Annotated in this window: 19 protein-coding genes; 11 read left to right on the plus strand and 8 right to left on the minus strand. The window is 48.1% G+C overall.

Annotated features, from left to right (window positions below; translation table 11 throughout):
* Window positions 1–7: 7 nt before the first annotated feature.
* The gene (gene rocD, locus GWG06_RS02380) at window positions 8–1246 is read right to left on the minus strand and encodes an ornithine--oxo-acid transaminase (RefSeq protein WP_127035280.1); all 1239 of its coding nucleotides are present in this window, start codon (window positions 1244–1246) and stop codon (window positions 8–10) included.
* 158 nt (window positions 1247–1404) lie between these two features.
* On the minus strand, window positions 1405–1662 hold the full coding sequence (locus GWG06_RS02385; protein ID WP_160711066.1) for an acyl-CoA-binding protein: 258 nt from the start codon (window positions 1660–1662) through the stop codon (window positions 1405–1407).
* A 196-nt stretch (window positions 1663–1858) separates the two neighbouring features.
* Between GWG06_RS02385 and lepA the strand changes: the two genes are divergently transcribed.
* Window positions 1859–3652 carry a translation elongation factor 4 gene (lepA, locus tag GWG06_RS02390; protein ID WP_127035276.1) on the plus strand — a complete coding sequence of 598 codons (1794 nt, stop codon included), beginning with the start codon at window positions 1859–1861 and terminating at the stop codon, window positions 3650–3652.
* 131 nt (window positions 3653–3783) lie between these two features.
* Here the strand turns inward: lepA and pgi are convergent, their stop codons facing one another.
* On the minus strand, window positions 3784–5436 hold the full coding sequence (gene pgi, locus GWG06_RS02395; RefSeq protein ID WP_160711068.1) for a glucose-6-phosphate isomerase: 1653 nt from the start codon (window positions 5434–5436) through the stop codon (window positions 3784–3786).
* Between the two features lie 42 nt (window positions 5437–5478).
* Entirely contained in the window at window positions 5479–6282 is an 804-nt protein-coding gene (locus GWG06_RS02400; RefSeq protein ID WP_160711070.1) for a tryptophan-rich sensory protein, read from the minus strand.
* A 141-nt stretch (window positions 6283–6423) separates the two neighbouring features.
* Here GWG06_RS02400 and prfB point away from each other — a divergent pair.
* The 3 genes from prfB to GWG06_RS02415 all read left to right on the plus strand — a co-directional run bounded on the left by prfB (window position 6424) and on the right by GWG06_RS02415 (window position 9730).
* Window positions 6424–7519, plus strand: a protein-coding gene (gene prfB / locus GWG06_RS02405) for a peptide chain release factor 2 (RefSeq protein WP_127035270.1) whose coding sequence is annotated in 2 segments (ribosomal slippage) — window positions 6424–6483 and window positions 6485–7519 — 1095 coding nt in all. Because the reading frame shifts where the segments join, the coding sequence is not laid out codon by codon here.
* 102 nt (window positions 7520–7621) lie between these two features.
* Window positions 7622–9253 (plus strand): L-glutamate gamma-semialdehyde dehydrogenase, encoded by a 1632-nt coding sequence (pruA, locus tag GWG06_RS02410; RefSeq protein ID WP_127035268.1) that lies wholly within the window; start codon window positions 7622–7624, stop codon window positions 9251–9253.
* An 87-nt stretch (window positions 9254–9340) separates the two neighbouring features.
* Complete coding sequence (locus GWG06_RS02415) at window positions 9341–9730, plus strand: hypothetical protein (protein ID WP_160711072.1); 390 nt, start codon at window positions 9341–9343, stop codon at window positions 9728–9730.
* A gap of 137 nt (window positions 9731–9867) precedes the next feature.
* Here GWG06_RS02415 and GWG06_RS02420 read toward each other — a convergent pair whose 3' ends face one another.
* Window positions 9868–10383 carry a peroxiredoxin gene (locus GWG06_RS02420; RefSeq protein WP_235938088.1) on the minus strand — a complete coding sequence of 172 codons (516 nt, stop codon included), beginning with the start codon at window positions 10381–10383 and terminating at the stop codon, window positions 9868–9870.
* Between the two features lie 77 nt (window positions 10384–10460).
* Here GWG06_RS02420 and pyrR point away from each other — a divergent pair, with 77 nt between their 5' ends.
* Window positions 10461–10991: a bifunctional pyr operon transcriptional regulator/uracil phosphoribosyltransferase PyrR gene (pyrR, locus tag GWG06_RS02425; protein WP_127035264.1), complete on the plus strand. Its 531-nt coding sequence runs from the start codon at window positions 10461–10463 to the stop codon at window positions 10989–10991.
* Between the two features lie 52 nt (window positions 10992–11043).
* Complete coding sequence (locus tag GWG06_RS02430) at window positions 11044–11979, plus strand: aspartate carbamoyltransferase catalytic subunit (RefSeq protein WP_127035262.1); 936 nt, start codon at window positions 11044–11046, stop codon at window positions 11977–11979.
* Between the two features lie 117 nt (window positions 11980–12096).
* On the opposite strand, the gene GWG06_RS02435 is transcribed toward GWG06_RS02430, so the two are convergent.
* The 3 genes from GWG06_RS02435 to GWG06_RS02445 form a co-directional block, all read right to left on the minus strand.
* Window positions 12097–15483 (minus strand): TonB-dependent receptor, encoded by a 3387-nt coding sequence (locus GWG06_RS02435; RefSeq protein ID WP_160711074.1) that lies wholly within the window; start codon window positions 15481–15483, stop codon window positions 12097–12099.
* Window positions 15484–15502: 19 nt separating this feature from the next.
* Entirely contained in the window at window positions 15503–16471 is a 969-nt protein-coding gene (locus tag GWG06_RS02440) for a FecR family protein (protein ID WP_160711076.1), read from the minus strand.
* A gap of 67 nt (window positions 16472–16538) precedes the next feature.
* The gene (locus GWG06_RS02445) at window positions 16539–17081 is read right to left on the minus strand and encodes an RNA polymerase sigma-70 factor (protein ID WP_127040119.1); all 543 of its coding nucleotides are present in this window, start codon (window positions 17079–17081) and stop codon (window positions 16539–16541) included.
* Between the two features lie 326 nt (window positions 17082–17407).
* Between GWG06_RS02445 and GWG06_RS30515 the strand changes: the two genes are divergently transcribed.
* The 5 genes from GWG06_RS30515 (at window position 17408) to GWG06_RS02470 (ending at window position 20007) form a co-directional block, all read left to right on the plus strand.
* Window positions 17408–17917 carry a carboxypeptidase-like regulatory domain-containing protein gene (locus GWG06_RS30515; protein WP_235938090.1) on the plus strand — a complete coding sequence of 170 codons (510 nt, stop codon included), beginning with the start codon at window positions 17408–17410 and terminating at the stop codon, window positions 17915–17917.
* A 503-nt stretch (window positions 17918–18420) separates the two neighbouring features.
* Window positions 18421–18804 (plus strand): hypothetical protein, encoded by a 384-nt coding sequence (locus GWG06_RS02455; protein ID WP_160711078.1) that lies wholly within the window; start codon window positions 18421–18423, stop codon window positions 18802–18804.
* Window positions 18794–19186 (plus strand): helix-turn-helix domain-containing protein, encoded by a 393-nt coding sequence (locus GWG06_RS02460; RefSeq protein ID WP_202182926.1) that lies wholly within the window; start codon window positions 18794–18796, stop codon window positions 19184–19186. The genes GWG06_RS02455 and GWG06_RS02460 overlap by 11 nt, the downstream gene beginning before the upstream one ends.
* A 32-nt stretch (window positions 19187–19218) precedes the next feature.
* Entirely contained in the window at window positions 19219–19665 is a 447-nt protein-coding gene (locus tag GWG06_RS02465) for a hypothetical protein (protein ID WP_160711080.1), read from the plus strand.
* 12 nt (window positions 19666–19677) lie between these two features.
* Window positions 19678–20007 (plus strand): DMT family protein, encoded by a 330-nt coding sequence (locus tag GWG06_RS02470; RefSeq protein ID WP_127040128.1) that lies wholly within the window; start codon window positions 19678–19680, stop codon window positions 20005–20007.
* The last annotated feature ends 130 nt before the right edge of the window (window positions 20008–20137 follow it).

Raw genomic sequence — 20137 nt, forward strand, 5'->3', positions numbered from 1 at the left:
AGTGTGTTTAGCTAAAAGCTTTTTCTATGCTTTTCCGGATAATCTCTACGCAATCCGCTACCTGTGTGGCATTGATGTTGAGCGGCGGCGCAAAGCGGATTTTATCGCCATGAGTTGGCTTGGCGAGCAGGCCATTTTCCTTCAGTGTCAGGCACAGGTCCCAGGCAGCTTCGGGATCAGTATGTTTGATCACGATGGCATTCAGCAGACCTTTACCGCGTACGATGGAGATATAGGGTGACTGCAGGTCGAGCAGACCTCGTCTTAACTGCTGTCCCATGACGGCTGCATTTTCAGCCATTTTCTCGTCTTTCAGCACCTGTAATGCCGTGATGGCTACTTTGCAGGCCAGCGGGTTGCCGCCGTAGGTAGAACCATGTTCGCCCGGTTTGATGGTGAGCATGATTTCGTCGTCTGCTAATACGGCGCTTACCGGCAAAATGCCGCCGGATAAGGCTTTACCGAGGATTAAAATGTCCGGACGCACATTTTCATGGTCGCAGGCCAGCATCTTTCCGGTGCGGGCCAGTCCGGTCTGGATTTCATCGGCTATAAACAGTACATTGGCATCCTGGCAATAGGCGCGGGCTTTAGCGAGGTAGCCGTCATCCGGTACCATTACACCGGCTTCCCCCTGAATGGGTTCCACCAGGAAGCCTGCCACATGTTTGTCCTGCAGCGCCTTTTCCAGTGCGGGCAGGTCATTGTACGGAATCACTTCATAACCCGGCATGAATGGCCCGAAGTTATTGCGTGCAGCAGGATCAGTACTGAAAGAAATTACATTCAGCGTACGTCCGTGGAAGTTATTGGCACAAACAATGATCCTGGCGCGGTCCTGCGGGATACCCTTCACCATATAAGCCCAGTGGCGGCACAGCTTCAGGGCTGTTTCCACTGCTTCCACACCGGTATTTACCGGTAATACTTTATCATATCCGAAATAGGAGGTAATATATTGTGCATATTCTCCCAGCAGATCACTGTGGAATGCCCTGGAAGTCAATGTCAGCTTCTGCGCCTGCTCTATGAGTGCAGCCACAATTTTAGGGTGACAATGCCCCTGATTAACGGCAGAATAACCGGAAAGAAAATCATAGTACCGCTTTCCGTCTACATCCCATAAAAACACCCCTTCGCCACGCTCCAGCACCACCGGTAACGGATGGTAATTGTGCGCGCCGTATTGCTCTTCCAGTCCAAGAAAATGCTGTGTCCTTTCGCTAATAGTAAATGCTGGTATCATGAATCAAAAGTAAGGAAATATGGGGGAAATTACGAATTACGAATTGCGAATTACGAATGAAGAAGCGAAGAGCGAAACGAAGATGAAGGAAGATATCTATTAGCTATCACCTTTCATCTTCGCTTCTTCATTCGCAATTCGCAATTCGTAATTCGCAATTAATTTTTCAGCCTGTTTACCAACGCCACATATTCCTCCTTCGCCACATCCTGCGACTTCCCTTTCAATTCGCTCCAGGCATTATGTTTGGCTTTGGCGACGAAATCAAACGGGTTGTCCGGACCATCTCCGGTTGCATCTCCCTCTGTAGCCTGTTTGAACAGGGAATACAGCTGCAGTAAAATTTCATTGGAGGGTTTCTCCGCCAGGGTTTTGCTCTCCTTTACCGCATTCTCAAATTGTGTGTTCAGGTCCATATATTTGTTTTTTGATGTCAGATAACTAAAGTTGAGGATTATTCTCTAATATATCAAAAATTGACAATCCGCATGTAGCATGTCTATCAAAAACATAATGACAGGAACCTGTGTATAATGAACTAATTTTAATACCTTTGCGCCCTGTAAAAGGACTGAAGGCTTGAAAGAAGCTGACAGACCAGTAAATCAACATATGAAGAATATTCGCAATTTTTGTATCATTGCCCATATTGACCACGGTAAAAGCACCCTGGCAGACCGTTTATTGGAATTTACGAAAACGATCTCTGACCGGGACATGCAGGCCCAGGTACTGGACGACATGGACCTGGAACGTGAGAAAGGTATTACCATCAAGAGCCACGCTATCCAGATGGATTACAACGCTAAAAATGGTGAAAAATATGTATTCAACCTGATCGATACCCCCGGTCACGTGGATTTCTCCTATGAAGTATCCCGCGCGCTGGCAGCCTGCGAAGGGGCACTGCTGCTGGTAGATGCCGCACAGGGCATCCAGGCGCAAACTATTTCCAACTTGTACCTCGCACTGGAGAATGACCTCGAAATTATTCCGGTGATCAATAAAATAGACATGCAGGGCGCTATGATCGAAGAGGTGAAAGACCAGATCATAGAGCTGATTGGTGTAAAGGATGAGGATATCCTCCTGGCTTCCGGTAAAACCGGTATCGGGATCGAAGAAATCCTGGAAGCCATCGTATCCCGCATCCCGGCGCCCAAAGGCAGCAATGATGCGCCGCTGCAGGCACTGATATTCGACAGCGTATTCAACTCTTTCCGTGGTATCATTGCCTACTTCCGCGTATTCAACGGCACCATCAGAAAAGGCGACAAGATCAAATTCGTAAATACCGGAGAAGAATATGAAGCCGATGAGGTAGGTATTCTGAAACTGGGACTGGAACCCCGTAAGGAGGTCCATACCGGCGACGTGGGATACATCATCACCGGTATCAAAAGTGCGAAGGAAGTAAAGGTAGGGGATACCATCACCCTGGCCAATAACCCCTGCGTGGAAGGTATCAACGGCTTCCAGGAGGTTAAACCAATGGTATTTGCCGGTATCTTCCCCGTGGTAACGGAAGACTTTGAAGAGCTGCGCGAATGTATGGATAAACTCCAGCTGAACGACGCCTCCCTGACCTATGAGCTGGAAACCTCACAGGCGCTGGGCTTCGGCTTCCGCTGCGGTTTCCTCGGTATGCTCCACATGGAAATTATCCAGGAACGTCTGGAAAGAGAATTTAACCAGACCGTTATCACTACCGTTCCGAACGTAGGATTTATTGCCCACACCACCCGCGACGGCGTGGTGATCGTAAATAACCCCAGCGAAATGCCCGATCCTACCAAAATGGACAGGATTGAAGAGCCGTTTATCCGCGCACAGATCATCACCAAACCGGAATACATCGGTAATATCATGACCCTGTGCCTCGGCAAACGTGGTATACTGCTGAACCAGAGCTATCTGACCACCACCCGCGTGGAACTGATGTTCGAAATTCCGCTGACTGAAATTGTATTCGACTTCTATGATAAACTGAAAAGCCAGACCCGTGGCTACGCGTCCTTCGACTATACGCCGATTGGCTTCCGCGACAGCGATATCGTAAAAATGGATATACTCCTGAACGGTGATAAGGTAGATGCCCTCAGCGCATTGATTCACCGCAGCAGGGCACAGGACTTCGGCCGTAAACTCTGCGAAAAACTGAAAGACCTGCTGCCGCGTCAGCAGTTCCTCATCGCGATACAGGCTGCCATCGGCGCAAAAATCGTTGCCCGTGAAAACATCAGCGCCATGCGTAAAGACGTAACCGCAAAATGTTATGGCGGTGACATCTCCCGTAAACGTAAACTGCTCGAAAAACAGAAGGAAGGTAAGAAACGTATGCGTCAGATTGGTAACGTAGAAGTGCCGCAGGAGGCATTTTTGGCGGTTCTCAAACTGGATGATTAATGATAATTACGAATTACGAATTGCGAATTACGAATGTAACTCGAAGATAAAAGCGAAGACCGGAATGGAGTGTACTCTGTTCCGGTCTTCGCTTTTATCTTCGAGTTACATTCGTAATTCGCAATTCGTAATTATTTCCTCAGTGCTTTGAACGCATTAATCAACCCATTCGTACTCGCATCATGATTAACAACGAGGTCGTCGTTTTGCAGTTCCGGAAGGATCTTGCCGGCCAGTTGCTTGCCCAGTTCTACGCCCCATTGATCGAAGCTGTATATGTTCCAGATGATGCCCTGAACAAAGATTTTGTGTTCGTAGAGGGCTATCAGGGAGCCGAGGGAGCGGGGAGTGATTTGCTTCAGCAGGAATGAGTTGGAAGGACGGTTGCCGGTAAATACTTTATAGGGCAGTACGCGTTTGATTTCTTCTTCGGAGGTGTTGGCCTTCTTCAGCTCTTCCAGTACTTCAGCTTCCGTTTTTCCGTTCATGAGCGCTTCTGTCTGTGCAAAGAAATTGGACAGCAGTTTTACATGATGGTCGCCGATAGGGTTGTGGCTGATGGCCGGAGCGATGAAATCGCAAGGGATGAGCCGGGTACCCTGGTGTATCAGCTGATAGAAGGCATGTTGTCCGTTGGTACCGGGTTCGCCCCACACGATAGGGCCGGTTTCGTAACTAACGGTGTTGCCTGTACGATCTGCGTGTTTACCGTTGCTTTCCATATTACCTTGCTGGAAGTAGGCAGCAAAGCGGTGCATATATTGGTCATACGGCAGAATGGCTTCTGTGGCGGCTCCCAGGAAGTTGCCGTTCCATATGCCGACAAGCGCCATGATAGCCGGAATGTTCTGTTCCAGCGGGGTAGTGGCGAAGTGATTGTCTGCCGCATGGGCGCCGGAGAGCAGTTCGGTAAAGTGCTCATAGCCGATGGTGAGCGCTATAGATAAGCCGATGGCGGACCACAGGGAATAACGGCCGCCTACCCAGTCCCAGAATTCAAACATATTGTTGGGATCGATGCCGAAGGCGGTTACGGCTTTCTCGTTGGTGGAGAGCGCCACGAAATGTTTAGCTACGTGCTTTTCATCCTTTGCGTGTTGCAGGAACCAGTCGCGTGCAGAGAGTGCGTTGGTCATGGTTTCCTGTGTGGTAAAGGTTTTGGAGGCGATGAGGAACAGCGTTTCATCGGGCGTTACCTTTTTCAGGGTTTCCACGATGTGGGTGCCGTCTACATTAGAAACGAAGTAAGGCTGAATGCCTTCTTTCCAGTAGGGTTTCAGCGCTTCTGTAACCATCACCGGACCGAGGTCGGAGCCGCCGATACCGATGTTGACGATATAACGTATAGGCTTGCCCGTATAACCTTTCCATTCGCCGGAATGTATCTGCCGGCAGATGTGATCCATCTTGTTCAATACTTTTTCCACATCGGGCATCACGTCGCGGCCATCGAGCATGACCGGCCTGCCGGAGAAGTTACGCAGTGCAGTGTGCAGTACAGCACGGTTTTCGGTAACATTGATTTTTTCTGCCGCAAACATCGCCTTGATACCGGTGCTTACACCACTTTCTTCGGCCAGTCGGAGCAACAGGTTACGGGTATCTTCAGTAATCAGGTTCTTGGAATAATCGAAAAGAATATCTTCAAATTGAAGTGAAAACGTTTTGAAACGTTCCTGGTCTTCCATAAACAAGGCGCGCATATGCACCTTTTTCATTTCATCGGCATGCTGCTGCAATGCCTGCCACGACCTGGTGGCTACAGGACTGATAGATGGAAACATAGTAACTTATATTATTGCGGCTCAAAAATAATCATTTGAATTTTATGATCGGGGTTTCCTGTACAAATGCCAGGAAATTGCTACGGCAATGATCCCGATAGCGATCACGCAGGCATGTATTACCGGCTGATGCGCGAGGATACCTGTTTCCCGCTGCCGGATGAGAATACCATAGAAGGCCCATACAGCCACAAGGGCGTGAACGATATTGTTACGGAACCATACCATCATGATGCTGATGAAAGTACCTGCTGCAATGAGCAGGATAGTCCACCATACCTGCGTCTGTGTGTTGCCGCCTATGCCGGCGTAGACAATCAGTACCGCAATATTGGCGATGGCAGCAATACTGATCCAGCCAAGATAAAGGCTGAAGGGAAGATAGATAAAAAGTTTTTCGTCGCGGGTGGCGCCGGGCTGCGCAATACCGAAGTTGAGATGTATCATCCAGAGAGCGGCAAGCAGTATCAGCATGATGCCAACGGTTACCGGTATCAGTTCATAATGCCAGGCAAAGAGCCAGAGGGAGTTGGCAACGGCTGTGATGAGGAACCATTCTTTCATCTGGTCCATCAGGCGTGCCAGCACGGCAGGATGTCTGTTGGAGAAGGCCAGCCATAACTGATAGATGATATATCCGAGTAAAGAAAGATAGATGAGGCTCCAGATCGAAAAGGTAATAGCAGCAGGTGCAAACAGATTCGGATATTTACCGGCGATTTCTCCGGTTGTTCTTCCGTTAATGGGAAGCAGTATTGCGAGGGCGTTGACAGCTATCATCACCAGGAAAGCAATCGCATTGAATACTGATTTGTTCCTGTAATGAAGGGTTTCATGGGATACCATAATGAATAGGATCTTTTTGTAATATTACCGACATGGTTACCAGGCTATTCTGCAAAAATTATGCTAAACAGGTGATGTATGCATGCAGCCTGCGGAATACAGATTAGCAGAATTCCACATTTTTACATACATTTGTCCGCTATGACAACAGAACAGCTTAAAGCTATGAGGGACCGTCTTTATGTCCTGGGAGGTTTTCTTTAACGTCCCTGACCGATTAGCTAAAATAGAAAACGACAAACAACTAAGCCTGGCGCCCGGTTTCTGGGATGATAACGCCAGAGCTACTTCGATTCTGAAGGAAATTAAGGTAAACAAATATTGGGTTGACCTTTACGATCAGGTGCATACTGCGATAGAAGACAGCAGTGTGCTGAATGATTTTTTCAAGGAAGGAGAAGCCGCGGAAGAAGAAGTAGCAGATGCTTACAGCAACGCGCTTGCTGCGCTGGAAGATCTGGAATTCAAATCTACTCTGAATCAGCCGGAAGATGAAATGCCTGCCGTGTTGACCATCAACTCCGGTGCAGGCGGCACGGAAAGCCAGGATTGGGCTGAAATGCTGCTACGCATGTACCGTATGTATGGTGAGAAGCAGGGCTGGAAAGTATCAGAAATTGATACGCAATACGGAGACGGCGCCGGTATCAAATCCGCTACACTGGAATTTGACGGCGACTTTGCCTATGGCCATCTGAAAGCGGAAAGCGGCGTACATCGTCTGGTACGTATTTCTCCGTTCGATTCCAATGCCCGCCGGCACACTTCTTTCGCTTCCGTATATGTGTACCCGTTAGTAGACGATACTATCGAGATCGCAGTAAATCCGGCAGACCTGGACTGGGAATTCTACCGGTCGGGCGGTAAAGGCGGACAGAACGTGAACAAGGTGGAAACAGCTGTCAGACTGAAGCACATTCCTTCCGGCATCATCATCGAATGTCAGCAGGCACGTACGCAGGGGGAGAACCGCGAAAAGGCGCTCACCATGCTGAAATCACGCCTGTATGAAGAAGAGATGAGGAAACGCGAAGAGCTGAAGAATGCCGCCAACGCCAACAAACGCAAAATTGAATGGGGGTCACAGATCAGATCATACGTATTCCATCCGTATAAAATGATCAAAGACCATCGTACCGATTTTGAGGTTGGTAACGTAGGACCCGTGATGGACGGGGAGCTGAACGGCTTCATCAAGGCCTACCTGATGATGCAGAAGGAAGAGGACAATAATTGATAATTACTGGTAAATAATTATAGGGTTTCTGCTGTAAATGAAGACGTACATTTGCAGCAGAAACTTTTTTTGTTAATTGATACACCAACAAAATCTGAGGAAATGAATACAGGATATTTTCAATACCCGGCGCCAGCCAATGAGCCCGTATTAAGCTATGCACCAGGCTCTCCGGAAAGGGCAGGCCTGAAGAAACAACTGGCGGCATTTAAAGCGGAAGTAGCGGATATTCCCATGTATATCGGCGGTGAGGAAGTGCGTACAGGTGAAACCGTAGACCTGCGTCCGCCGCATGAAATCAAGCATAAGTTGGGACATTTTCACCAGGGTAAGGAATCCCACGTGAAAGATGCTATCGCAGCTGCACTCGCTGCCCGTGAAAAATGGGCCAATATGGACTGGGAACAACGTGCAGGCATATTCCTGCGTGCAGCTGACCTGATTGCCACCAAGTACCGCTTTCATATCAACGCAGCTACCATGCTGGGACAAAGTAAAAATCCGTTCCAGGCGGAAATAGACAGCGCCTGCGAACTGATTGACTTTCTCCGTTTCAATGTACACTTCCTGAGCGAAATCTACCGCCAGCAGCCTGTCAGCGCTCCCGGCATCCACAACAGAATGGAATACCGCCCGCTGGAAGGTTTCGTGCTCGCTGTAACGCCGTTTAACTTTACCGCTATTGCCGGTAACCTGCCTACTTCCGCTGCCATGTGCGGTAACGTGGTAGTATGGAAACCTGCTAACACACAGGTATACGCTGCCAACATCATCATGAAGGTGCTGATCGAAGCAGGTCTGCCTGCAGGCGTTATCAACCTCGTATACGCCGGCGGTCCGCTGATCGGTGATATCTGCTTCGCAGATCCGAACTTTGCAGGCATCCACTTCACCGGCTCTACCGGTGTGTTCCAGACCATGTGGAAAACAATCGGACAGAACATTCACAAATACAAATCATACCCCCGTATCGTAGGTGAAACAGGTGGTAAAGACTTCGTTCTGATACACAAATCCGCCGATGCCGGCATCGCGGCTACCGCACTGGCACGTGGCGCTTTTGAATACCAGGGACAGAAATGCTCCGCCGCTTCCCGCGCATACCTACCAGACAATCTTGCTGCTGATATAAAATCAAAACTCGTTGCTGATCTGAAAACCATGAAAATGGGATCTACAGAAGATTTCAGCAACTTCGTCAACGCAGTGATCGATGAAAAGTCCTTTGATAAAATTGCACAATACATCGAGAACGCGAAAAAGGACCCGAAAGCAAAAATCATCGCCGGCGGTAACTACGATAAATCTGTAGGCTACTTCATCGAACCTACCGTGATCGAAACCACCGATCCGAACTATGTGACCATGTGTGAAGAAATCTTCGGCCCCGTGCTGACTATCTACACATATGAGGCAGACAAATTTGACGAGATCCTCGTGACAGTTGACAGTACCTCCGAGTATGCACTGACCGGCGCTATCATCGCGCAGGACCGCTACGCGATTGAACTGGCCACCAGAAAACTGGCTAACAGCGCAGGTAACTTCTACATCAACGACAAACCCACCGGCGCAGTAGTAGGACAGCAGCCATTTGGCGGCGCCCGCGCTTCCGGTACCAACGATAAAGCCGGTTCCATGCTGAACCTCTATCGCTGGCTGAGTGCAAGAAGTATCAAGGAAACTTTCGTACCTGCTACCGACTACAGGTATCCTTTCCTGAACGAAGCATAGGAATGTTAATGATTTAATATTTAGCAGGCGGTGAATACATATTCACCGCCTTTTTTTTATTATTGCACTTTGAATTAAATGACTGTTATGGAGAAGGAGAAGGTAGCACCTGAAACGATAGCTCAGACTTACTTTGCAGAGAAACCGAAACAGCTGCGCGTAGCAGACCTGGAACAACGCTTTGTGACCAACGGCTTCCCGTTGCCTGCTGCCGGCCAGGAGGCATTGAATGCCTACGGGATCTACTTTAAAAAACAATTGAAAAGTAAAGGAATAAAAGTAGGGTTGTTCCTGCTCTGCGCCGCTTTATTCCTGATAAAAATTATTAACCTGTTCGATAAGGTCGGCAATGTTACCCAAATCGCCGCCTTTCTCGCACTCACCGCATATGCCCTGGTACAGGGTCTTATCTGGGGGATGCAGCTTTTCCAGCTGAAAGAAGAAATCAGTTCCTTCCGTGATTTAAGGAAACTATAATACTGGAGAATTACGAATTACGAATTACGAATTGCGAATGAGGAGCGAAGACATAAGCGGATAAAGAATTTACTTCTTCGCTTATGTCTTCGCTCCTCATTCGCAATTCGTAATTTGTAATTCGTAATTCCCCAATATTATAGTTTCCTCAGGGCTTCCAGCGCTTCCGTTACATGTTTCTCGCCATCGCGCATGGAATTGAATGTATGTACCACGATACCGTTTTTATCTACGATATAGGTAACGCGGCCCGGTATGACGAAGGTTTTCGGTACACCGAATAATTTACGTACTTCATTTTTCGGGTCGCTCAGCAAAGTGAAAGGAAGGCTGTGATGTGTAGCGAAACTCTGGTGGGAAGCCACATTATCTGCACTGATACCGATCACGACAGCGCCGTATTTCTGAAAATCCTGATATGAATCACGGAAGGAGCAGGCCTCTTTGGTACATACACTGGTTTCATCTTTCGGATAAAAATATATTACCAGTGGTTGCTTTCCCAATACACTGCTGATTTGAAAGGTTTTTCCGTTCTGATCCTGCAGGGAGAAGGAAGGTATTTTATCGCCCGTTTTGATCTGCGAGCTGGCGGAAGAACCGAATAACTGAAAGAAGGCTGTCATAGTGAGTATCAACTTTAATAATCGCATATTGTCTGTTTACTGTAACTAAAAGTACGACACATAAAGGGAAATATCATTATTTTTGGCCCCTAAAACGTTGTGTTTTGAAAACCATACTAAACGGTAAACAGCTAGCTATTACGATAGACAGGCTTTGCCACCAGCTGATAGAAAATCACCTGCAGTTTGAAAACACTGTACTGATAGGGCTTCAGCCACGTGGTATTTATCTGTCTGACAGGATTTACGAGACATTAAAGAAATTGTTGCCAGGAACGGCTATTCACTACGGGAAGCTGGATATTACATTTTATCGTGATGACTTCAATAAAGGCAACACCCTCCATGTGCCGAACGAAACGAACATTGATTTTTCCATAGAAAATAAAAAGGTAGTGTTAATAGATGATGTGCTGTATACCGGCCGTACCATCCGCTCTGCCCTGGATGCCATGCTCGACTTCGGTCGCCCGGCTTCCGTGGAGCTGCTGGCCTTGATAGACCGCCGTTTCAGCCGTCAGTTACCTATTCAGCCTGATTATACCGGGCGCACCATTGATGCCTTTATTTCACAAAAAGTAAGGGTGCTCTGGGAACAAAGAGATGGTAAAGATGAAGTGATTCTGGTTGATTAAAATTGAACCGGGATTTCTGATTTCAGATTTCACCCTTTATATTTGCACATTAATGTCACTTTCTGTAAAACACTTACTCGGAATTCGCGATCTGCAGCGCCAGGATATAGAACTTATTTTTCAAACAGCCGACCAGTTTAAAGAGGTTTTACAAAGGCCGATTAAAAAAGTTCCCACGCTGCGCGATACTACCATCGTTAATTTATTTTTTGAGAACTCAACACGTACCCGCATCTCTTTTGAGCTGGCGGAGAAACGTCTGGGAGCAGATACCGTAAACTTTTCTGCTTCGGGGTCCTCAGTATCAAAAGGAGAAACCCTGATCGATACGGTGAACAATATCCTGTCCATGAAAGTGGATGTGGTAGTGATGCGCCATTCGGCCAGCGGTGCGCCGCACTTTCTCGCCAGACACATCAACGTCCCCATTCTGAATGCCGGTGACGGTATCAATGAGCATCCGACACAGGCGCTGCTCGATGCCTTCTCTATCAGGGAAAGACTGGGCAGTGTAGAAGGTAAGAAGGTCGCTATCTGCGGAGATATTATGCACTCACGCGTAGCGCTCTCCAACATCTACTGCCTCAAGAAACTGGGTGCAGAGGTAACCGTTGTTGGTCCGCCAACGCTCATTCCAAAACATATGGCTGCGGCACTCGGTGTCAATGTCAGCTACAATATCCGGGAAGCGCTGGCCTGGTGCGATGTTGCCAACGTGTTGCGTATTCAGCTCGAAAGACAGAACACACCATTGTTCTCTTCCCTGCGCGAATATTCCCTGGCCTACGGCGTAAACAGGCAGCTGCTGGACAGTTTGCAGAAGGAAATTGTGATCATGCACCCAGGTCCCATTAACCGGGGCGTGGAGATAAATTCCGACGTAGCGGACTCCGGCCAGTCCATCATCCTCGACCAGGTAGAAAACGGCGTAGCCGTGCGTATGGCAGCCCTGTACCTGCTGGCTGGCAAAAAAGAGAAAACCATTTAATTATTTGAGATTTTTTTATTTGAGATTTTGAATAAATAAAGAAGCCCTCCGGACTTTCCGGAGGGCTTTTATATTGGAGAGAAATCTCAAATGAAAAAATCTTAAATAATTAAATGATTATAAGCCGATGTTTAGCCCCAGGGTGTAGGAGCGGAAAAACGGATATACGTTACCGTTATAGCCGCCGGCCTGTTCGGGGTCGTAATATTTTATCATCATATTATTGGTTTCCCAGAGATCCTGACCGGAGAAATAAATCCTCAGATTATTGATGGCGCTGCGTTTTAGCAGAGAGGCCGGGAAGGTGTAACCCAGCTGCAGATTTTTTAGCCTGATATAGGCGCCGTTCATCACCCAATGGCTGGAAGGAACAGTGTTGTGCTGGTCATACATGAATGGCCGCGGGAACATGGCGTTCGGATTATCCGGCCGCCAGTAGTCTGCGTTAATGTCCCATGGACGCTGCCAGCCGGATGTAAACGGAACATTGTAACGTGGGTCCGGCATTACTTTACGGTTGCTGACACCCTGGAAGAAAACAGAGAAATCAAATCCTTTCCAGGAGAAACCCGCATCAATGCCGTAGGCATACTGCGGATCAGTGCTGCCCAGGTATACAAGGTCCGCGTTATCTATACGGTTATCACCGTTAATGTCGCGGTAGCGTATATCGCCGGCGGCGGTTTTATCATGCTGGAAGGCATGCTGGCTAACGGCAGCATTGCTTTCAAAATAGCCGTCGGCTACATATCCGAAGAGGGAAGAATAGGGATATCCCGGAATGCCCTGATTCCAGCCGGCCTGCGGAGCAACGCCGTCATTCTTCAGTACTTTTGTCTGGTTGTTAAAGAGGTTGGCATTGATGTACCAGGTGAACGGCCTGCCGGTACTTCTCCAACCCACATTGAGTTCCCAGCCCCATGACTTCATTTCGCCGGTATTGAAGCGCAGCGGCCATGCGCCGGTCCCCGAAGAGGTCAGCACCGGTATCTGCATGTCGCGGTTGCGTTTCACAAAATAATCAGCAGAAAGCGTAAGCCTGCCGCGGAACAGCGTGGCATCCCATCCGTAATTGTTGGTGGAAATATTCTCCCAGCCACTGGCCTGCGGAATAGGATTTTTATAAACAAAGCGGGAGAAGGGCGAAGAATAGTTGAACGTAAAGGTTTGTAATCTTTCATCATTAGCGATGTTATTCCAGCTGTTCACATTGCCCAGTCTGCCCCATGACCATCGCAGTTTAAAATCGTTAAAGAAGGGTAGCGCGCGGTTGAACCACTGTTCGTTATTGAGCCGCCATCCTGCAGATAAGGAAGGAAAGGCTTGCCATTGCTCCATTGGCTGAAATACGGTAGCATGCTGCTTCAGGTGAGCGCCGATAAGATTCAGTTCCAGCAGGTACCTGTTATCATAGTTGTAGTTCAGCTTGCCGAAAAGAGAGGTGAGCGATCCGGAGGCAGCCTGTGACATTGTATACTGCGGCGGGCTACTGAACCAGGTGCCGCTGATTTCCTGCGATGTAATCTGGTAGGAAGCGCCTGTTTCCTGTGTGGTGTTATAGGTTTCCTGTGTGAGGCCACCGAGGAAGTGAAAATTATGCTGCCGTACTTTTACATCATAATCTGCCAGTGCCTGGAGATTGCCGCTACTGGCTTTAAGCCGGCTTTTCTGCAGCATGTTCTCCGGTTGTATGGCAGCTACCGGCGCTACGCGGTTCCAGAGCGGGATAGTCTGCCTGCCGAGGTTATCCTGCAGGATGTGTTGCTGTGGGCTGTAGATGAGCCTGAGCGTAAGACCCTTTACCAGACTGTCTGCACGGAAGGTGAGCACTGCATCTGCGTAATTGTTTTTTTCTTCTCTGCGTCCTCCTTCATGCAGGATGGCGTAGGTGGCTGATCCGCCATAGGCATAGTTGCTGGTGCCGGGAACAAATACGGGCACATTGGCAGGTCCTCTGTAAAGCCCTGCCAGTAAGCCCTGCGGACCTTCTACCGTTTGAGAAGGAGAGATGGTATTTGTCTGCGCATACGATACTCTTGTTTCCAGGCTGAAATGTTTATTAAACCGGGTATTCAGACTAACGCGTGCATTTACCCGATGTGTTTTATCCGGACCTGTAGCGAAGAGTCCCTGTCTTCCGAAATACCCCACAGAAGCAGAAAACTGGCGAAGGCTGTCACCGCCTTTTACAGATATGTTGTAGTTCTGTATGCTGGTTTTATTTTTTGTGAGAAGCGGGAGCTGGTCGAAATTATAATAATACCGGTAGAAGTCCGGGTGTGCATAATCGATAGCGTAATGATTTCCGTTCTGCATCAATGCAATTTCATAAGGCTGCCAGGGAGCAGGCATACCGGCATTTTCAGCTGCTGCATTCATCATAGAAGCCTGTTGCATGGCGGGCAGGCGGTTAGGAAGCCGGATCGGGGATTCATATCCGCCGAGTGTGTTGAAGTCTACAGACAGTTTTCCTGGTTTGCCCGTTCTGGTGGTAACCAGCACCACGCCGCCGGCGCCACGTGCGCCATATACGGAGGCTGCCGCCGCATCTTTCAGGATGGAGACAGACTCGATATCATCCGGATTCAGCACGGCGAGGGAACCGGGAACGCCGTCAACAATCACGGGGGTGTTAGAACCGGAGCCTGAGCTGACGCCGCGCACCTGGATATTAAATCCTTCGCGGCCCGGCTGACCGTTGCTGCGGGTCACTACCAGTCCGGTGGCGGTGCCTTGCAACGCAGCCATCACATTGGATACGGGGCGGCTTTTGAGACGTGCGCCTTCCACCTGTGAGATAGCGCCGGTGATGTTGGCGCGTTTCTGCAGGCCATATCCCAGTACAACCAGTTCATTGAGTTTCTTCAGATCGGGTTGCAGGGTGACGGATAATGTTCTGCGGTCGCGTACATAAATATCTTTGGTTTCAAATCCTATCAGGGATACTGAGAGCATGACCGGACCGGCAACTTCCAGGCGGAAGGAACCGTTTTCACTGGTGGCGGTACCGTTTTGCGTCCCTTTTTCGCGGATAGAAACGCCGCTGAGCGGTACCATGCCGTCTGTTACCGTACCGTTGACAGCCCATTTGTTGCTATCGCTGACGCGTCTGCTGTTGCTGGGCTGGAGGTCTGTATCTGCGGCATTTTGCGGGATGACGATGATTTGCCCGTCTTTGATTTCCACTTTATAGCGGCTGGGAGGGAACAGCTGGCGGAGTACATCGGTAAGCGGAGCGTTGTGGACGTGAATATTAACGCCATGGCGGGTTTCGAGTTCTTCCGAAGAGATGGCGAAAGTATATTTTGTCTGTTGTTCAATGGCGCGCAGTACTGTTTTGAGACTGGCGTTGACGTATTCGACAGAGATTTTTTTCGGAGGGGCAACAGGTGTCTGAGCGGAGGCTGCATAGCCCGCCAGCACCAGGATAACAGGAAAAATAAAAACAGGCAGGCACCTAAACCTGGTATCAGAGCGCCGCGCCTGTAGCAATAATTGCTGCATAAGCAAGTGTCGGGCGCTGTTAGTAGATGTCTACCAGGTTGTTTTTATGAGAGATGTTGATTTGAAGGGTTTTTCTCATGATGTCCAGGACCTCATCCAGGGGCATGTTCCGGAAAGTTGCCAGCAGTTTTTTATCTGCCAGTTGCCCGTTGGAGATGTTTACCTGTACATTGTAAAAGTCCGATAATGCAGCTGCTACTTCCGCCAGCGGGGAATCATCGAAAACAAGGCATCTCGTTTTCCAGGCGAGGATGTTATTGTTTTTGGAGTACACCTGTGTGTTAATGTCACTGCCACGATGTTTCAGGGAGGCTTCCACGCCAGGCGTCAGGATTACTTTTTTCTCGGTGCCTTTCCAGGCAGCGCTTACCTTACCGGATTGCACGAATACTTTTACGCCTGCGTCAGCGGCTTTCACGTTGAAGGAAGTGCCGAGCACCCGTACTTCCACATCCGGTGCATCTACGGTGAAGGGGAGGGCTTCATTACGGGTAACGTCGAAGAAGGCTTCTCCCTTTTCTATTTTAATATGGCGGTTATCTTTTCCGAAGGAGCGGGCATATCTGATGCTGGTATGGGCATTGAGATATACGGTGGAGCCGTCGGGAAGATGAAGGCTGTCGAGGTTTTGTGCAGTGGTAACGGTTTTATAGCGTCCGGGCCCCAGCCAAGTGATAGTGCCGGCGATGAGGATAACGGCGGCAGCAGCCCACCAGTAGCGTCCCTGCATTTTGACCACCCGGGTTGTTGCGGGAGGCGCGGCAGGAACCTTATCCAGCGCAGCATCGAGGTGCTGCCATTGTCCCTGGGTATCGAAAGCGGAAGCGGCAGGAAGCGGATCGCCGTGCCACATGTCTTTCATATCCAGGAAAATGTCCAGGTTACCGGGATCCTGTTGAATCCAGTCGTTGAGCAGCTTCTTATGCTGCACATTCTCCGGATCTTCCAGGTAACGGATCACAATATCTATGTCTGGTTTACTGTTCATGGCTACTTATTAACTATACAACCGGAAAGATGTTTACCACTAAGCAATGTTAAAATTTTTTTTGCGCCTATTCCTTATTAATAAGCACGACCCGTAATTTTTTCAGCGCAGTGGTAAGATGGGCATATACGGTATTGATAGAGATATTTAATTGTTCTGCTATTTCAGCGGGGGACAAGCCTTTGAGCCGGCTCATTTCAAAAACGCGGCGGCACTGTTCCGGAAGTTTTTCCAGTGCGGAACGGTATTGGGCTTCCAGTTCCTTATGTTCCAGCTGGGAAGGGGTATTGTCTGCATGACTGGCGGTTACCAGCTGTTCCTTTACATAGCCTTCCTTGCGTTGTTCTTTTTTGATGCGGTTCAGACAGGTGTTAACGGTAGCACGTGCGAGATAGTGATTAACAGGCGCTCTTTCATCCAGGTTTTCCGCACCTTTCCACAGGTTGAGGAATACGTCCTGTACCATATCGTTTGCGTCGTCCTCATCTTTCACATAGCGGTAGGCTATATTATACATAGAGGGAGCGAACTGTTTAAAAACAGCCTCAAACACTTCTTTACTTCTGTTTCTTATGCCCTTAACTATTTCTTCGTTACTCAAATGCAACATGCTGTAATCATTTGTTTCCGCAGGTGCGAAGATAGATTTTTAAAAATAAATGAATGACAGATTACCGGATATGAAGGACTGCGGTAAAGGGAAAGTAGCCATGAAATGCGTTGCTGTATTGCTTTTCCTTCAAAGTGCCCTCTTTGTAATTTAAACTGCCAGACAAATTTTTTCGTCTTTAACATTTCTTTCACTAATGGTAAGCGCTGTGCCGGATGTATTTCTGGTATACGGCCGTTACCGAATTGAGCATAACACAAAAATCATGCACAAGGAGGTGTAATTATTTAGTCATCATATTTTAACCATACAAAAAATTTGAAGTCATGAAAAAAACAATCACAGGAATGCTCGCTTTAGCTGCAATAGTAGTAGGAACGTCTGCTTTTAAAAGTGTAGATGCATCAACGGTAAAATCTGCAGACAGTATCGCTGTAGTGTCAGATTCATTGGCTGCCGGTGTGGACTCCCTGGTACGGGTTGATTCACTTGCTGCAACAGATTCTCTTTTCCGTAATGACTCCCTGATCAGCCTGGATTCATTGAAGGGTATGGATTCCGTTAAAGGTATGGACTCTCTCCGCACCGTGGAAGGCGGTTCTATCACCGGTAAGGTAACACCTGCAGACGGCGCAACGGAAGTAGAAGCAGATAATGGTACCGATAAACTGAAAGGTGCGGTAGCACAGGGCGCTTTCGCTATCCCTGCTGCAAAATCCGGCACATATACAATTACCATCCTGGGTAAAGCGCCATATAAAAATGCGGTTATCAAGGACGTAAAGGTAGAAGAAGGTAAGGCAACTGACCTGGGCGAAATTAAGCTCGAACAATAGTCTCGTATAGCATCCAACAATTCAATAGCATCCAAAAATGGAAACCCATTTTGGTTTGATCTCAGGGGAGCCTTCCGGCTTCCCTTTCTTTTTTATTCACTTTTATGTGTAGCAGGAGAGAGTAGATACTCATTTTTCTGATAAAAATTTACTTATAATGCAATAAAATATTTTGATGTTACAAAAATATTCGTATTTTAGCATTGAAATTTACATATAAGCTAATTTTGATTAACCCCATATCCATTGTTTGACCCACGAGAGCCGGAAACGGCTCTCTTTCTAAAAAGGTTTGCGTTAATCAGCGCACCTTTCAGATCAGCACACAGATGTGCAGGTTGTTAGCTTTCATGTGAACTGTCACTCAACAAACCCCATTTTTTAACCAACCCGCTGTTAAACACCGGTATCCTGTGAACTACGAGATAATTGAATTGGAGCAATTTTCAGGCAGACGGGCCCGTATTTATTCAATCTATATGCAGGGAGCTAAAATTTGTCTATTGGAGCACTTTATCAGGCAGTACACAACTCATCACAGAAGAGAAGTAGGTGCTATTGCCGCACTTTTAAGGGAAATGGGAGGCCAGGTAGGCACACAGGAAAAATTCTTCCGGTACGCCGGAAATGGGATATATTTCCTGTGTGATTTTCCGGATCATACCCTGCGCCTGTATTGTATCAGACTGGGAGAAAATCTGCTGCTGCTGGGAGGAGGAGAGAAGGCGGTTACCACTGCCACCGGTACGGGAGATTCGCCCGAAATGATCAGGATGAAGCAGGTTTCGCAAGATATTTTCGGAAGAATGAGCGCAGGAAATGTATATTGGTCCTCCGATAAATCCCCATTAACGGGAGACTTAATTTTTGAAAAAGATGACACGTAGTAACGTACCACGGAAATACAGCAGTGAAATCATTGCTGATTTGCTGGCAGGCATCACGCCACTGGAGCACCTGCAGATCGGCGCCAAAATAATGCTGGCCGACAGGATAGGTAACTTCATGAACGAAAAAGGATGGAACAATAAAGACCTGGCGGCAAGAATGGGTAAAAGCCCTTCTGAAATCTCCAGATGGCTCAGCGGGGGGCACAATTTTACGATTGATACCCTGTCAGAAATAGCCATCGCACTGGAAGTTCCGATTGCGGTATTCTTCACGCCTCCATCCTCCAAGGTAATCCGGAATATTAAATTAACCGTAACTGTAAATGATGTTCCCGCTCAGCTGCCTTATCGTACTTCCGGCAGCCAGGAGCAGGCATAACCGAAATTTAATTACTATCTGTTTAAATAACAATGACCAGAAAAGCACAAGTAATATCCTCCGGGCCGGTAGGCCTGGTGCTGAAAGGAATGGAACTGCTGGATCATACCCTGCATCATCCGGGCGGCCACCCGGTGATGACCAGCTTCCGGTTTGGAATCAATATCACCAGCAAGGCAGATGAAGAAAGAAAACTGCTGACCGTCATCGTGAAAATCGATATCCATAACGAGTCTATTCACCGGCTCCTGGGCTCCGTAGTGGTCAGCTGCGAATATACCCTGGACAATTTTGACGAAACAGTCCGTATTAATGCAGCCGGTCAGCCGGACCTGCCGGAGGCACTGGTAGAAACCCTGCACAGTACCTCTCTTTCCACTACAAGAGGAGTGATGTTTGCCCTGTTTAAAGGTACATTCCTTCATAATGCCCTGCTGCCGATGATTGCAGCCGGTTCACTGACAGAAGATAACAAGTAATTATATACTTCCATGCGCACCATCATTTTACTGTTTATTTCCAACACCTTCATGACCTTCGCCTGGTACGGGCATCTCAAACATCAGGACACTGCCCTCTGGAAAGTAATTCTCATCAGCTGGGGAATTGCCTTTTTTGAGTACTGTTTCATGGTGCCCGCCAATCGTCTCGGTGCACAGGAAGGCTTCAGCGGATTTCAGCTGAAAACAATCCAGGAAGTAATTACCCTGACCGTATTCAGCGTATTCGCGGTATTTTTTCTTAAAGAGCCGTTGCGCTGGAACTACCTCGTATCATTCTGCTTCCTGATAGGAGCGGTATATTTCATGTTCAAAAAATAAACAGGCCCTGACCCGAAATCCCGGCCGGAAGACAGTACTGTCCTCACCGCAACATCGCCATGGTACTAAAGTTTCCATGATGGGGGTATTCTGTTATCTCCGGCAATTATTTTTATTTATTTAGTGAAAT

Source organism: Chitinophaga solisilvae (assembly GCF_009928525.1).
In the GTDB taxonomy this organism is placed as follows: Bacteria; Bacteroidota; Bacteroidia; order Chitinophagales; family Chitinophagaceae; genus Chitinophaga; species Chitinophaga solisilvae.